The sequence below is a fragment of the Neisseria sp. RH3002v2g genome, from assembly GCF_014596425.2.
Taxonomy (GTDB): domain Bacteria; phylum Pseudomonadota; class Gammaproteobacteria; order Burkholderiales; family Neisseriaceae; genus Neisseria.
The window spans coordinates 2,122,301-2,137,629 of sequence record NZ_CP110721.1; the positions used below are offsets into that span (position 1 = coordinate 2,122,301).

Annotated in this window: 14 protein-coding genes; 5 read left to right on the forward strand and 9 right to left on the reverse strand. The window is 51.3% G+C overall.

All coding sequences use genetic code 11. From position 1 onward, the window contains the following. Positions 1-128: 128 nt before the first annotated feature. The 3 genes from accC to accB form a co-directional block, all read right to left on the reverse strand. On the reverse strand, positions 129-1,490 hold the full coding sequence (gene accC / locus BBP27_RS10110) for an acetyl-CoA carboxylase biotin carboxylase subunit (RefSeq protein WP_188212309.1): 1,362 nt from the start codon (positions 1,488-1,490) through the stop codon (positions 129-131). Positions 1,491-1,519: 29 nt separating this feature from the next. After that, complete coding sequence (locus BBP27_RS10115) at positions 1,520-1,711, reverse strand: YqaE/Pmp3 family membrane protein (protein WP_003680299.1); 192 nt, start codon at positions 1,709-1,711, stop codon at positions 1,520-1,522. 71 nt (positions 1,712-1,782) lie between these two features. Further along, entirely contained in the window at positions 1,783-2,244 is a 462-nt protein-coding gene (accB, locus tag BBP27_RS10120; RefSeq protein ID WP_188212308.1) for an acetyl-CoA carboxylase biotin carboxyl carrier protein, read from the reverse strand. A gap of 355 nt (positions 2,245-2,599) precedes the next feature. Between accB and queA the strand changes: the two genes are divergently transcribed. After that, positions 2,600-3,628 carry a tRNA preQ1(34) S-adenosylmethionine ribosyltransferase-isomerase QueA gene (gene queA / locus BBP27_RS10125; RefSeq protein ID WP_188212307.1) on the forward strand — a complete coding sequence of 343 codons (1,029 nt, stop codon included), beginning with the start codon at positions 2,600-2,602 and terminating at the stop codon, positions 3,626-3,628. A 115-nt stretch (positions 3,629-3,743) separates the two neighbouring features. Then, positions 3,744-4,373 (forward strand): hypothetical protein, encoded by a 630-nt coding sequence (locus tag BBP27_RS10130; RefSeq protein ID WP_188212306.1) that lies wholly within the window; start codon positions 3,744-3,746, stop codon positions 4,371-4,373. Positions 4,374-4,455: 82 nt separating this feature from the next. Here the strand turns inward: BBP27_RS10130 and gyrB are convergent, their stop codons facing one another. The 4 genes from gyrB to BBP27_RS10150 all read right to left on the reverse strand — a co-directional run bounded on the left by gyrB (position 4,456) and on the right by BBP27_RS10150 (position 9,232). Continuing rightward, a complete protein-coding gene (gyrB, locus tag BBP27_RS10135) occupies positions 4,456-6,846 on the reverse strand; it encodes a DNA topoisomerase (ATP-hydrolyzing) subunit B (RefSeq protein WP_003749083.1) in 2,391 nt (796 codons plus the stop codon). Between the two features lie 194 nt (positions 6,847-7,040). Further along, the gene (gene prmA, locus BBP27_RS10140; RefSeq protein WP_188212305.1) at positions 7,041-7,928 is read right to left on the reverse strand and encodes a 50S ribosomal protein L11 methyltransferase; all 888 of its coding nucleotides are present in this window, start codon (positions 7,926-7,928) and stop codon (positions 7,041-7,043) included. A gap of 89 nt (positions 7,929-8,017) precedes the next feature. Further along, positions 8,018-8,827 carry a 4-hydroxy-tetrahydrodipicolinate reductase gene (gene dapB, locus BBP27_RS10145; protein WP_036492678.1) on the reverse strand — a complete coding sequence of 270 codons (810 nt, stop codon included), beginning with the start codon at positions 8,825-8,827 and terminating at the stop codon, positions 8,018-8,020. Between the two features lie 9 nt (positions 8,828-8,836). Continuing rightward, on the reverse strand, positions 8,837-9,232 hold the full coding sequence (locus BBP27_RS10150) for an outer membrane protein assembly factor BamE (RefSeq protein WP_049333683.1): 396 nt from the start codon (positions 9,230-9,232) through the stop codon (positions 8,837-8,839). 151 nt (positions 9,233-9,383) lie between these two features. Here BBP27_RS10150 and fur point away from each other — a divergent pair, with 151 nt between their 5' ends. From fur to dapD, 3 genes are all read left to right on the forward strand, one after another. Further along, entirely contained in the window at positions 9,384-9,881 is a 498-nt protein-coding gene (gene fur, locus BBP27_RS10155) for a ferric iron uptake transcriptional regulator (protein ID WP_079453813.1), read from the forward strand. Between the two features lie 77 nt (positions 9,882-9,958). Beyond that, positions 9,959-10,705, forward strand: a complete 747-nt coding sequence (gene aat / locus BBP27_RS10160; protein WP_188212304.1) for a leucyl/phenylalanyl-tRNA--protein transferase — start codon at positions 9,959-9,961, stop codon at positions 10,703-10,705. A gap of 262 nt (positions 10,706-10,967) precedes the next feature. Further along, positions 10,968-11,789: a 2,3,4,5-tetrahydropyridine-2,6-dicarboxylate N-succinyltransferase gene (dapD, locus tag BBP27_RS10165; protein ID WP_188212303.1), complete on the forward strand. Its 822-nt coding sequence runs from the start codon at positions 10,968-10,970 to the stop codon at positions 11,787-11,789. A 192-nt stretch (positions 11,790-11,981) separates the two neighbouring features. Here dapD and BBP27_RS10170 read toward each other — a convergent pair whose 3' ends face one another. Further along, positions 11,982-12,776, reverse strand: coding sequence for a glycosyltransferase family 8 protein (locus tag BBP27_RS10170; RefSeq protein WP_188212302.1), 795 nt, complete (start codon positions 12,774-12,776; stop codon positions 11,982-11,984). Between the two features lie 37 nt (positions 12,777-12,813). Continuing rightward, a complete protein-coding gene (locus BBP27_RS10175; RefSeq protein WP_188212301.1) occupies positions 12,814-14,616 on the reverse strand; it encodes a DNA recombination protein RmuC in 1,803 nt (600 codons plus the stop codon). Positions 14,617-15,329 lie beyond the last annotated feature (713 nt).

The following is a 15,329-nucleotide window of genomic DNA, read 5'->3' on the forward strand; positions in this document are numbered from 1 at the left end:
TTTAGAATAAATATTATTGATTAATAATCTAATATTGTTTGTTTTTATAAATGATGGTGTTATAAAAAAGGCCGTCTGAAACTTTATTTTGCGTTTCAGACGGCCTGATTTTTAGTCAAAACAAGGGATTATTTAGCCTGTTTGGCTTTGCGTTCTTCCAGCCAGTGTTCCAAGTAGTGGATGCTGACACCACCTTTTTGGAAACCCGGATCGCTGAACAAGTCACGGTGCAGCGGCGTATTGGTTTTGATGCCGGTAATTGCCAGCTCATCGAGGGCTACGTGCATTTTGGCCATGGCTTGGTCGCGGTTTTTGCCGACGACACAGACTTTGCCGATCAGGCTGTCGTAGTAAGGAGGGATGCGGTAGCCTTGATAAATATGGCTGTCAACGCGGACGCCGAAGCCGCCGGGCAGGTGGCAGCTTTCAATCAGGCCCGGGCTTGGAATGAAGTTGTACGGGTCTTCGGCGTTGATACGGCACTCAAACGCGTGGCCTTCGACTTGGATGTCTTCCTGTTTGTATTGCAAAGGCAGGCCGGATGCGATGCGTAATTGCTCTTGGACGATGTCCACGCCGGTGATGAGCTCGGTAACCGGATGCTCAACCTGAACGCGTGTGTTCATCTCGATAAAGAAGAATTCGCCGTCTTCGTACAGGAATTCAAACGTACCTGCGCCGCGATAACCGATGCGTTTGCAAGCGTCGGCACAGGCTTTGCCGATTTTGGCGCGTTCTTCTTCAGTGATGAACGGAGCAGGTGCTTCCTCGATGACTTTTTGGTGGCGGCGCTGCATGGAGCAGTCGCGCTCGGCGAGGTAGATGGCGTTGCCGTGTTCGTCGGCAATCACTTGGATTTCGACGTGGCGCGGACGTTGCAGATAGCGTTCCATGTAAACCATCGGGTTGCCGAATGCCGCGCCTGCTTCGGCTTTGGTCATTTCTACAGACTGGAGGAGGTCTTCTTTTTTCTCGACGACGCGCATACCGCGACCGCCGCCGCCGCCGGAGGCTTTGATAATGACGGGGTAACCGACTTTATCGGCGATTTTGAGGATTTCTTCGCCGTCGTCCGGCAATGCGCCGTCAGAGCCGGGAACGCAAGGCACGCCGGCTTCGATCATGGCGTGTTTGGCGGATACTTTGTCGCCCATCAGACGGATGGTGTCGGCTTTCGGGCCGATGAAGACAAAGCCAGATTGTTCGACTTGTTCGGCAAAATTGGCGTTTTCGGCGAGGAAACCGTAGCCCGGGTGGATGCCGTCGGCTTCGGTTACTTCGGCAGCTGCGATGAGGGCGGGAATGTTGAGGTAGCTTTGTGCGGATGCGGCAGGGCCAATGCACACGGATTCGTCGGCGAGTTTGACGTGCAGGCTGTCTTTGTCGGCTTCGGAATGGACGGCGACGGTGGCGATGCCCATTTCACGGCAGGCACGCAGGACGCGCAGGGCGATTTCGCCCCGGTTGGCGATCAATACTTTTTTCAGCATGATAATCTTTCCGGATGGTTCAGACGGCCTCAGCGGCCGCCTAATGCGTTGCGGATTTTTTGATCGGTTTTGTATTGGCTCAAGGCGTAAACCGACCACATGGCTGCCGGTATCCAGCCAACCAGTGTACATTGCAGAATCAGACAGATGATGCCTGCAAACGGACGGCCGATGGTGAAAAACTGAAGCCATGGCAAGAAAATAGCCAAAATCAGACGCATGGTTTGTCCTTAATGAACAGAAAAAGGAATTTCAGACGGCCTTAAAGATAAAGGCCGTCTGAAAAAACGGATTATTCAATGATGAAGAGCGGCTCGCCGTATTCGACCGGAGTACCGTTTTCAACCAGAATTTCTTTAACGACACCGGATTTCTCGGCTTCGATTTCGTTCATCAGTTTCATGGCTTCGATGATGCACAAAGTATCGCCGGCTTTGACTTGTTGGCCGACTTCGACGAAAGCGGCAGCGTTCGGGCCGGGGGCGCGGTAGAACGTACCGACCATAGGCGATTTTTGCGCGTTGGACAAATCGCGAGCGGCAGGTGCGGCAGCTGGAGCGGCTGCGGCCGGAGCAGCAGCAACAGGGGCGGCAACCGGAGCGGCTGCGGCAGGTGCCGGAGCAGCATAAATAGGCGCTGCGACGGCAGTGGTGCGCGTAATGCGGACTTTTTCTTCGCCTTCGGTAACTTCAATTTCTGCAATGCCTGATTCTTCGACCAAATCAATCAGTTTTTTTAATTTACGCAAATCCATTGCTTTTCCTTTTTAGCGCGGCATAAAGTGCATATTGGGTATGCGCCGCAGTGGTTTTAGATGATTTCCTGAGACGTCGGAGGCCAGGTTTGCCATCCGGCGTTTAAATAATGTCGGAACAGGGCGAAGCCTGAGAAATGAATCCGGTTATTTTCCCGAACTTGTCGGTAAATGTCCAGTAAAAGATAGAAAAAAGGCGTTTTTCGGCGAAAAAAGAAAGGAACGCTGATTTTCGTTAAAAAGTGATTCCCCCAAGAGCGTTTATTCTAATTTATTGGTTTTTCGACAAAACATGCCGTCTGAAAACCTACTTTGCGCGTATAATGGCGCCTGTTTTTTTAAATTATGCACGACAATGGATATTTCCGATTTTGATTTTGAATTGCCCGAAAAACTGATTGCCCAGCATCCTCCGAAAGTGCGCGGCAGCAGCAGGCTTCTGGTTGCCTTGCCTACATTGCCGATTGAAGACAAACATTTCGGCGATTTACCCGATTATGTCGCACCGGGCGATGTGCTGGTGTTTAACAATACCAAAGTGATGAAGGCGCGCCTGTTTGGCCAAAAAGCCAGCGGCGGCAAAATCGAAGCCCTGATTGAACGGGTATTGGACGCGCATACCGCATTGGCGCATATCCGCTCGTCCAAATCGCCGAAACCGGGTACAGAATTGATTTTTGAAGGCGATATCCGCGCCGTCATGCTGGAGCGCGCGGAAGAATTGTTTTGCCTGAAATTTGAAGGCGAGCAAACCGTTTACGAACTTTTAGAGCAAAACGGCCATCTGCCCTTGCCGCCTTATATCGAACGCGCGGCCGATGATGAAGACGACAGCCGCTATCAGACCGTGTACGCCAAATATCAAGGCGCAGTAGCCGCACCGACGGCAGGCTTGCACTTTACCGATGAATTATTGGGCCGTCTGAAAGCCAAAGGCGTAGAAACTGCAGAAGTAACCCTGCACGTCGGAGCAGGCACATTCCAACCCGTGCGCGTCGATAAAATTGAAGAACACAAAATGCACAGCGAGTGGTTTGACGTACCGGCCGAGACCGTTGCCGCCGTTGAAGCCGCCAAAGCGCGTGGCAATAAAGTGTGGGCAGTGGGCACAACCTCCATGCGCGCCTTGGAATCCGCCGCACGCGAAACAGGCCGTTTGAAAGCCGGTCGCGGCGATACCGATATTTTCATTACGCCGGGCTACCGCTTCAATGTTGCCGACCGATTGATTACCAATTTCCACCTGCCCAAATCAACCTTGCTGATGCTTGTCAGCGCGTTTTCGGGCATGGAGCATATCCGCAGCGTTTACCGTCATGCGGTGGCACAGGAATACCGCTTTTTCAGCTATGGCGATGCGATGATTTTGGGGAAAACGGAATAAATCGGAAACGGATTGGAGCGTTTCAAACGGGGTATTTGGATTGTCTCGAATCCGAATCAGTTGGAACGCTCTACTAGAATAGGCGGCTTAAGTAAGTTGCCTAAGGGTCAAATTAATGGATGAGAAAAAAATAGATTTTTTGCTGTATAGCGTACCGGAAAATGTGGACTATACGACGATTCCTGAAGAGCTTGACTTGGAGGATGTGCCGCAAGAGAGGATAGATGGATTAATCGAATTGCTATCCAATGAAAATGAGGTATTGCAATTTGATTCAGCGCGCCTGCTTGCTCACTGGGGTATTGATGAAGGCTTTGATACTTTGGTTTTGATGTTTGAGAAAGGGGAGGCAGAGGGAATGATTGATCATCGTTTACATGGTTATGATGATACAGATCGGCATATCTTGTCTGCTTTTATCAGTTACTGGGCATCTAAAGCAGATCAGAGTCAGCAAAAAGGTGATGATGCACGTCAGAAAATCTTTCCTCCTGTGGCTAGAATTATTCGTAAAGCATCATCGGCAGATTTTTCTATCAGTGAGTTGTTTTGGCTGGTCACGAAAATGCAGTTTATAGAGTATGTGCCACTCGTTAAGGAGTATCTACAGCATATTATTGACTATCCAAGTAAACGGTATTGGGAAATCCATGATACTGTAAAATCATTATTAGAAATAGAACCGCAATTTATTCATGATTTACTTGAAAGTAAAAACAAAAAGTTATCGGACTTTGGATTATAAAAAGAATATTGTGAATAAAATACAAAAAAACAAAAAGGCCGTCTGAAAATCGTTTTTCAGACGGCCTTTTATCTTTCCATGCTTAGGCGTCAATGTTTTGTGCCAGCAGGGCGTTGTTTTCGATGAAGGCGCGGCGCGGTTCGACTTCGTCTCCCATCAGGGTGACGAACACTTCGTCGGCGGCGATGGCGTCTTCGATGCGGACTTTCAGGAGGCGGCGGACGGTAGGATCCATCGTGGTTTCCCAAAGTTGTTCCGGGTTCATCTCGCCCAAGCCTTTGTATCGTTGGATGGACATGCCTTTTTGGGCAACGCTCATCAAGATGTCCAAAGCGGCTTCAAAGCTGTCGATGTCGTATTCGTTGTCGCCTTTGTAGAGCTTCGCCCCTTTGCCGACCATGCCTTTGAGTGCGGCGGCGGTTTGGGTAAGGGTTTGGTAGGCTTTGCTGTTGAGGAACTTAGGCTCGAGGTAGCTCACCATCACATTGCCGTGCAGCTTGCGTGTGATTTTGATGAACTGGTGTCCTTCGTGGCCTTCGATGCGTTCGAGCGCGACTTCTTTTTCATCCAAGAGGCCACTCAATTCGGCAACGGCGCGGTCTGCGCTTTCTGCCGTGCTGAGGTCGACCGGCGAAGCGTGCAACATGGCGTGCAGGACGAGTTCGTCAATGATGCGGCTTTCTTGCTCGATAACCGTTTTGGCCAACAGGAATTGTTTGGCGGTATTGGCAAGCTCTTCGCCTTCGATGGTACGGCCGTCTGAAACGATTTTGGCTTTTTCCAAGGCCAAACCGAGCAGCCATTGGTCTTTTTCCAATTCGTCTTTGAGATAGCGCTCTTGTTTGCCGTATTTGGCTTTGTACAAAGGCGGCTGGGCGATGTAGATGTAGCCGCGTTCGACCAGCTCGGGCATTTGGCGGTAGAAGAAGGTCAGGAGCAGGGTGCGGATGTGCGCACCGTCCACGTCGGCATCGGTCATGATGATGATGCGGTGGTAGCGCAGTTTTTCGGCATTGAATTCTTCTTTGCCGATGCCAGCGCCTAGAGCGGTAATCAGCGTGGCGACTTCTTGGCTGGCCAGCATTTTTTCAAAACGTGCTTTTTCGACGTTCAAAATTTTACCTTTGAGCGGCAAAATCGCTTGGAATTTGCGGTCGCGGCCCTGCATGGCGGAACCGCCTGCGGAGTCGCCCTCGACGAGGTAGAGTTCGGACAGGGCAGGGTCTTTTTCTTGGCAGTCGGCTAGTTTGCCCGGCAGGCCCAAACCGTCCATCACGCCTTTGCGGCGGGTAATTTCGCGTGCTTTGCGTGCGGCTTCGCGCGCGCGGGCGGCATCGACGATTTTGCTGGTGATGATTTTGGCTTCGGTCGGGTTTTCTTCAAGGAAGTCGGTCAGGGCTTGGTTGATGACTTCGTTGACGACGGGGCCGATTTCGCTGGAAACCAGTTTGTCTTTGGTTTGCGATGAGAATTTCGGATCGGGCAGTTTGACGGACAAAACGCAGGTCAGGCCTTCGCGCATATCGTCGCCGGCGGTTTCCACTTTGGCTTTTTTAGCCACTTCGTTGGCTTCGATATAGTTGTTGATGGTGCGCGTCATGACTTGGCGCAATGCGGTCAGGTGCGTACCGCCGTCGCGTTGCGGAATGTTGTTGGTGAAACATTGCACGCTTTCTTGGTAGCTGTCGTTCCATTGCATCGCGCATTCGACGCTCATGCCGTCTTTTTCACCGAACGCGTAGAAGATTTTTTCGTGCAACGGTGTTTTTTTACGGTTCATGTATTGCACGAAGCCGGCCACGCCGCCGGAGAGGGCGAAGCTTTCGTGTTTGCCGTCGCGTTCGTCGGTCAGTTCGATGTCCACGCCGTTATTCAGGAAGGAAAGTTCGCGGATGCGTTTGGCGAGGATGTCGAAGCTGTATTCGACATTGCCGAAGGTTTCCGCGCTGGCGAGGAAGCGCACGGTCGTGCCTTTTTTGTCGGAATCGCCGACAACCTTCAACGGCTCTTCGGTTTCGCCGCGTACGAAGCGGACGAAGTGTTCTTTGCCGTCGCGGTAGATGGTCAGCGTTACCCAGTCGGACAGTGCGTTGACGACGGAGACGCCTACGCCGTGCAGGCCGCCGGAGATTTTGTAGCTGTTGTTGTCGAATTTGCCGCCTGCGTGCAAGACGGTCATGATGACTTCGGCGGCGGAGCGGCCTTCTTTCGGATGGATGCCGGTCGGCATGCCGCGGCCGTTGTCGGCCACGCTGACGGAATTGTCGGCATGGATGGTTACGGTGATTTTGTCGCAATGTCCGGCGAGCGCTTCGTCAATGGCGTTGTCGAGCACCTCGAACACCATGTGGTGCAGGCCGCTGCCGTCCTGCGTGTCGCCGATATACATACCGGGGCGTTTGCGTACCGCTTCCAAGCCTTCCAGCACTTGTATGCTGTCGGCGCCGTATTCTTCGTGTTTTTGGTCAGTCATGGTCTTTTCTTGCTGAATTTCAAGGAAATTTTCCGTGCGCGCAATGAAATGTCAAACGGGCGCGGCGGATGTGTTCCGAAAGGTCAAAATAATAGGCAATTATACCTGATTTTGCTGGAATATTCAGCGTTTTAAGTGCAAAAAGGCCGTCTGAAAGATGAAATTTCAGACGGCCTTTGTATCGGAAAACAGGTTTAGCGTTTGACGCCGCTCAATCGCGCCCAGCCTTCTTCGATTTCGGCAGGCTCGATGTCGAACCATTGGCTGTAAATGCCGCTGAGTTCTTCGACTTGTTCGTCCAAAAGGCCGGACAAGACAATGCGGCCGCCTTGTTTGGTACGCGCGGCAAGCATTTCGCCGAGCATACGCAGGGGATTGGCCAGAATGTTGGCGACAACGACATCAAATTGGCCTTGCGGCAGGCCGTCCGGCAGGTAGAACTGCGCGTCGACGTTGTTTTGTGCGGCATTGTCTTTGCTGGCGCGGATAGCTTGTTCGTCAATGTCTACGCCGATGGCGGAACCTGCGCCGAGTTTGAGGGCGGCAATGGCCAAAATGCCGGAGCCGCAGCCGTAGTCCAATACGCTTTCGCCGCCTTTGAGCTGCGTGTCGAGCCATTTGAGGCAGAGGCGGGTGGTCGGATGGCTGCCGGTGCCGAAGGCAAGGCCCGGGTCGAGTTGCAGGTTGACGGCGTTGCCGTTGGGTGCTTCGTGCCAAGACGGGGTAATCCATAGGCGGTCGGAAATTTGAATCGGGTCGAATTGCGCTTGGGTCAGGCGTACCCAGTCTTGATCTTCAAGGATTTCGCCGGTGTATTTCAAATCGCTCAAACCGCATTCTTGCGCGGCGGCTTCGATAATGGAAGCGGCGTCGTCGCTTTCGCCGAAAAGGGCGATGACTTTGCTTTGTTGCCAGATTTGCTCGGTCGGCATGCCCGGCTCGCCGAAAATGGCCTGCTCGTTTTCTGTACCGGCGTAGGCATCTTCAATGGCGGCGGACAATGCGCCGTGTTCCATCAGCGCGTCGGCAAGGCGTTCGGCGACGGCATCGTTGACGTTGATGGTGATTTGTTGATAGGACATGGTGGGGCTTTCTTTTTAATAAGGCCGTCTGAAAATCGACGTTGTGCTTTCAGACGGCCTTGTCAGGGATGAAACCTGATGATGCGGGTTTATCGGTTTTTCAAACCCAATACGTCTTGCATATCGTACAGGCCTTTTTTGCCGTTTGCCCAAACTGCGGCGCGTACGGCACCGGCGGCGAAGGTCATGCGGCTGCTGGCTTTGTGGGTAATTTCCACGCGTTCTCCGTCGGTGGCGAAGAGTGCGGTGTGGTCTCCGACGATGTCGCCTGCGCGGACGGTGGCAAAACCGATGGTGGACGGATCGCGCGGGCCGGTGTGGCCTTCGCGGCCGTAAACGGCGCATTCTTTGAGGTCGCGGCCGAGGGCGTCGGCAATGACTTCACCCATACGCAACGCGGTGCCGCTTGGGGCATCGACTTTGTGGCGGTGGTGGCCTTCGATGATTTCGATGTCGTAGCCTTCGTTCAACACGCGGGCAACGGTGTCGAGAATGTGGAAGGTGAGGTTGACGCCGACGCTGAAGTTGGCGGCGAAGACAACGCCTATTTTTTCGCCTGCGGCTTGGATGGCGGCTTTGCCTGCGTCGTCAAAACCGGTTGTGCCGATGATGATGTTGACGCCTTTTTCCACGCATTTTTGCAGGTGTTTCAGGGTTGGCTCGGGGCGGGTAAAGTCGATGAGGACATCGCTTTGAGCCAGTACGGCATCCACGTCGTCTGAAATGGCAACGCCGGTTTTGAGGCCGGAGGCGAAGCCTGCATCCAAACCCAATACTTCCGAACCAGAATGCTCGAGTGCGCCGGAGAGGACGGTGTCGGGATGGTTGTTGACCGCTTCAACCAAGACGCGGCCCATGCGGCCGTTGACGCCGGCAATGGCGATTTTCAATGCGCTCATGGGGCTTCCTTATTGCGGCTTGGTTTCGGTGGTCGGAACGATGTTTTGTCCGGCTTGAACCGCTTCGATGGATTTTTGAATGGCATCGCCTTCGGCGCGTGCGAGGACGTCATTTTCAAAGTACAGGGTCAGGTTGCTTTGTTCTTTGATGATGCCGTTGCGGCTGGTGTTGAAAGTGTAATCCCAGCGGTCGGCATGGAAGGCGTCGCGCAGGAGCGGCGTACCGAGCAGCAGTTGGACTTGGTCGCGGGTCATACCTTGGCGGAGGGAAACCACGGCGCGGGGATTGAGCTCGTTACCTTGAATGATTTTGAGTTTGTAGGATGGAAAGTTGGATACGCGCTCGGCACTGCATGAGGCCAGACCTAAAATAGCGGCGATGGCAAGGCATAAGGCTTTATTCACGGGCTTACCTTTCTGTGTCATTTCGGGAAAGATGTTTATCATCGCTTGAATATTTTTAAAAAGCAAACGATAATCATCTTCTTAATTTTTCTTTTCGCCGATTTTCAATTGCAAGACCGGCGGCAGATTGCCGTCCTTTAACGGCCCAATAGTGGGCAAACGGGCGGAAAGTGCGTATTATAACGGTTATTACCTTACAGGGATATTGAATATTATGGAAAAATTCAGCAACATTGCGCAATTGAAAGACAGTGGTTTGAAAGTTACGGGTCCGCGTTTGAAAATTTTGGACTTGTTTGAAACTCATGCCGAGGAGCATTTGAGTGCGGAAGATGTGTACCGTATCCTGTTGGAAGAGGGTGTGGAAATTGGCGTGGCGACGATTTACCGTGTGCTGACCCAGTTTGAACAGGCCGGCATTTTGCAACGCCACCATTTTGAAACCGGCAAAGCAGTTTACGAATTGGACAAAGGCGACCACCACGACCACATCGTCTGCGTGAAATGCGGCGAAGTAACCGAATTCCACAATCCGGAAATCGAAGCGCTGCAAGACAAAATCGCCGAAGAAAACGGCTACCGCATCGTCGACCACGCGCTGTATATGTACGGCGTATGCGGCGATTGCCAAACCAAAACCAAACGTTAATCAGTTTGGATGTTGATTTTTCAGACGGCCTTGGGCATTTTCAGCTTGAGGCCGTCTGAAACTTTATGGGCTTTGCGATGAAGATTCCTTTACTTGCGCCACAGGATTATCGTTTCCCCGACCCGTCTTACGCTTTGGCCGAATGCGACGGCTTGGTCGGCGTCAGCGGCGATTTGGATACGGGGCGGCTGTTGTCGGCGTATCGGCAGGGGATTTTTCCGTGGTTTAGCCGCGACGGTTGGTTTTTTTGGTATGCGGTTGCGCCGCGTGCCGTGATTGTGCCGGAAAGCCTGCATATCGGCCGATCGCTAGCCAAAACTTTGCGCAACAAGCCGTATCGGGTAACGGTCAACCGCTGTTTTGAAAAAGTGATTGCCCATTGTGCCGATGTGCCGCGTCCGGAACAGGACGGAACGTGGATAGAGCCTGCGTTTCAGACGGCCTATTTGAAGCTGCACCATCAGGGGCATGCGCATTCGTTTGAATGTTGGCTACCGGATGAACAAGGCGAAATGCAGTTGGCTGGCGGGTTTTACGGCGTGCAAATCGGCTGCGTGTTTTATGGCGAGTCGATGTTTGCTTTGCGTCCCGATGCGTCCAAGATTGCGTTTGCCCGCGCCGTCCCGTTTTTGGCGGATTTGGGCGTTGCGCTGATAGACTGTCAGCAGGATACCGAACATATGCGCCGTTTCGGTTCGCAGTTGATGGGTTTTGCCGACTTTCAGACGGCCTTGAAGGATTGGAACGCAAAACCGTTAAAGCGGAATATTGAATGCTGCGCGGTGGCTGAAAATCTGCTGCAAAAGATTGGCGGCAAAGATTGATTTATCGGCACGACGTGTTGGCAGAATGGGCAGCTTGCATATCTTAGCTGGAAAATCAGTTAGAAAATAAATGTCATTCCATTCTCTTGAACAGGCCGTCTGAAAATCTTGGCTTAGCCGAAATCTGGCCGTGTAACGCGCGGCGCTCATCATGTTAATAGCTGACGAAATCGCTTTTACATGGCAAAATAACGAGTTAAAAATTTGTAATAGGGTGGCCTGAATAGGTTTCAGACGGCCCTGATCTCTTGAAGGAATCAACATGTCTTTGCAAAACATCATTGAAACGGCTTTTGAAAACCGTGCCGAAATCAATCCGAATACCGTTACCCAGGAAGTGCGTGAAGCGGTTTTGGAAACCATTCATCAACTCGACTCCGGCAAACTGCGCGTTGCCGAGCGTTTGGGTGTGGGCGAATGGAAAGTCAACGAATGGGCGAAAAAAGCCGTATTGCTGTCTTTCCGCATTCAGGACAATGAAATCCTTAACGACGGTGTGAACAAATACTTTGACAAAGTGCCGACTAAATTTGCCGATTGGTCTGAAGACGAATTCCGCAGCGCAGGTTTCCGCGCAGTTCCGGGTGCGGTTGCCCGCCGCGGCAGCTTTGTAGCGAAAAATGTCGTGTTGATGCCTTCTTATGTCAACATCGGCGCATACGTTGACGAAGGTGCGATGGTCGATACTTGGGCGACTGTCGGCTCTTGCGCGCAAATCGGTAAAAACGTCCACTTGAGCGGCGGCGTCGGCATCGGCGGCGTACTCGAACCCTTGCAAGCCAGCCCGACCATTATTGAAGACAACTGCTTCATCGGCGCGCGTTCCGAAATCGTCGAAGGCGTGATTGTCGAAGAAGGCAGCGTGATTTCTATGGGCGTGTTCATCGGTCAATCCACCAAAATCCTTGACCGCACTACCGGCGAAATCTATCAAGGCCGCGTACCGGCAGGTTCGGTTGTCGTATCCGGCAGTATGCCTTCCAAAGACGGCAGCCACAGCCTCTACTGCGCAGTTATCGTCAAACGCGTGGACGCGCAAACCCGTGCGAAAACCAGCGTGAACGAATTGTTGCGTGGTATTTAATCGGATAACGATGACGCCGGCTGAGGGTGGGTGGAAAAGCCTGCCTTACGGTCGGTGTTGAACACAAAACAGGCAGAATATTCTGCCTGTTTTTTTATGGCTTAAAGGCCGTATGAAATCGTTTCAGACGGCCTTTTGTTTTTAATGATGGGTTGTTTAAGAGTCATCGAAGGAGAGGGGCTTTGCCTGAAATTATGCTTTCGGCCAGTCGGAGCAATAGTATTGCCAATAGATTTCGATAAAAGGAATCTCGCCATAATCGCACAACCACGGTTTGGCGCGTGTGGTGTAGTGGATAACGGGCGGAACGGTGTCGGGTTTGGGGAATACTTCGCTGAGGTTTCGTTTTTGGAAATATTCGACTGCGCCGGTCTGGAAGTTCCAAGATTCTTCTAGTTGCAGCCAGTTTTCTTGAAATACGGTGTTTAGAAAGCATTGGTCACCATAGGGGACGGCTTTATCAATGGTGGCGGCGGTTTGCAGCAGTTGCGCTGCGATATTGTGTTTGCGCCATTGACCCAAATCGGCCAGCAGCATGCCGGAATTGAAATAGGGCGTGGTGTGCAGGCCGGTCGGATGGTTCCAATCGGTACGGGCGAGATAGGAATCTTGTACGGCGGCGACGGGATAGCCGCGCATATCGAGGTTGAACAAATCGTGCAGGGATTGGGTAACCACCATATCGCTGTCGAGATAAAGGGCGCGGTCGACGGGCAGGTGCTGCATCATCAGGCGGAAAAATGCGGCATCCGAAATATGGGACAGGCGGCGATATTGGCTGAAGTCCATTTCGATTTTGACGTCATTCAGACGGTTGCCGCTGGCAGCGAGTTTTTGGTTGGTATAGTTAATCCATTCTTTCCTGAAAGTGTTATGCATAAGGTAGAAATTGACACCTGTATTGTGCGTACAGACGGATTTCATCAGGGTATGAACCTGCTCGGCGTAGCCGGTGTCGGCGGCAAGGACGATGGTGATGTTGCTCATTGGTTAAATTCCCTTTTTTACAATGTTTTGGAGTTGGTCAGTTATTTTCTTGATTTTGCGTGGTGGGTAAAGCGGCATGGTCTTCGGTTTCCGATACGGCCTTTTCTACTAAATCCCGTTGCAGTTGTTTGCCGGCTTTGATGCCCAATTTGCGCAGTTTTTCAGTGCTGCTGATGAGGTTACCCCTGCCGGAAACCAAACGGCTGTAGGCCGTCTGAAACTGGGATTGTGCCTGGCTGAGCGCTTTATTGATGCCGTCCATGCTTTCGACAAAGCCGACAAATTTATCATAGAGTTTACTGCCTGCTTCGGCAATCGCCAGCGCGTTTTGGTTTTGCTGCTCGTTGCGCCAGATGTTGGCAACGGTCCGCAGGGTGGCGAGCAGGGTGCTGGGGCCGGTCAGCATGATGCGTTTGTCAAAACACTCTTGGAAGAGGTTCGGATCGTGTTGCAGGGCGAGGAGGTAGGCCGGTTCGACAGGGACGAACATAAAGACGAAGTCCAGCGTTTTGACGCCTTCAAGGTCGGTGTAATCTTTTGCTGCCAAGCTTTTGATGTGGGCGCGGATGCTGGCGACGTGGTTGGCAAGCTCGCGTTCTGCTTCTGCGCCGGTGCTTTGCGTATAGCGGACGTAGGCGGTCAGCGATACTTTGGAGTCGATGACGATTTGTTTGTTGTCGGGCAGATTGATGAGGACGTCGGGCTGAAGGCGGCGTTGGGTGCCGTCTGCTTCATGGCGGACGCTGGAAGCTTGGACGATGTATTCGCGGCCTTTTTGCAGGCCGGAGTTTTCCAATACGCTTTCCAAAATCATCTCGCCCCAGTTGCCTTGGGTTTTGTTTTGCGTGCCGGTCAGCGCGGTGGTCAGCGCTTTGGCATCATGGTGGAGCTGGGTGTTGAGGGTTTGCAGGCGTTTGAGCTCGTTTTCGATGGTCAGGCGTTCTTTGGCTTCTTTTTCATAAGTCTGCTGAACCAGCTCGCTGAAGCCGTGTATGCGTTCGTTGAGCGGATTGAGCAGTTGTTGGAGATGGTCGTGGTTTTGTTCGGTAAAGCGGCGGCTTTTCTCTTCCAAAATAGTGTTGGCGAGGTTTTGGAACTGGTCGCTCAGGTTTTTACGCGCATCTGCCAGCAGTGCCAGCTTTTCTTCGGCAGCCTGACGGTCTTTTTCCGATTGGGTGTTGAGGCGCTCGTTTTGGACTTGAAGCGCGTGGTTTTGCTCCAAAAGGGCAGCGTATTCTTGTTTCAGACGGCCTTTTTCGGCTTCCTGTTGCTGTAAAAGGCTGTTTTTGTCGTCGATATTGGCTTTTTCTTGCGCCAGTTGTGTGGAGAGGCGTTCGTTTTGGACTTGCAGCGCATGGTTTTGCTCTAACAGCATGTCGTATTCTTGTTTCAGACGGCCTTTTTCTGCTTCTTGTTGTTGCAAAAGCGTATTTTTATCCGCACTCAAGGCCTGCTCTTGAACCAGCTGCGTGTTTAGGCGTTCGTTGTTGATTTGCAGGTTTTGCGCGCTTTGCTGCCATTTTGCACATTCGTGTTTTAAAGCTTCGGCTTCGGCCTCGCAATCTTGCAGATAGGCAATTTGTTTTTCGGCCGCGGCAAAGCGGTTGCCTGTCTCCTGCAATTCGTCTTGCAATTCCTGCACGGTATGGCGGCTTTGCGCCAAATCCGCCGCAGTTTGAGCCTGCACCTGTTCGGAAAACTCATGCAGGCGGCGGCTTTCGGCCAATTCTTGCAAAACAATAAAGTGTCGGCTTTGGGCTTGGTAGCGTGTTATCAGCCAAGCAAACAGCGCGCCGATAAAAAATGCGGCCGCGCCGGTCAAGATTAGGGTGGTGTTCATGCTGGAAATAGTCAATACGCGGAATGTTTCACTATATCATATATTTGCAACGCATTTTATGGTCGGATATGCGCTAGAAACGTGTGTTTTCTTTAAAAGAAGCTATCAAAGGTATTGGTTTTGACTAATTGAATATTTTTGTTGTAAAAAATATAAATTTATAAGATATTGAATTTTAAAATATATTTTATTTAGAGTGCAATTTTGCAACAAAAAAGGCGCGATTTTATGGGGGGAATGAAACACGTTTGTAGTGCGTATGTAATCAAGACATCGGTGTCATTTGGTAAGACATCGGTGTCATTTTCAAAAAATAATGAAAATTAACAAAAAATATCTGTATGTTTGATTTTTGCGCTATATATTTACGATTAAGCTGTATTAGTTTACATTTAAAACGGTATGATTCGCCCTGTCGGTAGCGCAGATGCCGATGAAAAAATGTGTATGTTGTTAAATAACATTTTGTTTCTATGAAAAAGGATTAATGAAAATGGGATATTTAATAACGCTTGCTGCCGCTTCTTTAATCGGTATGTCCGGAATATCCGCTTCTGCTATCGGTATCTCCCGTAATATTGAAACGGCTGTACACAAATAATTCAATTATAAACGAATCAATTACAATACCTTAGAAAACGCAACTTAGGCCGTTTTTCGGCCGACAGACAAGAAAGTGAGACAAACAATGAAAACTTTAATCAAACTGGCTG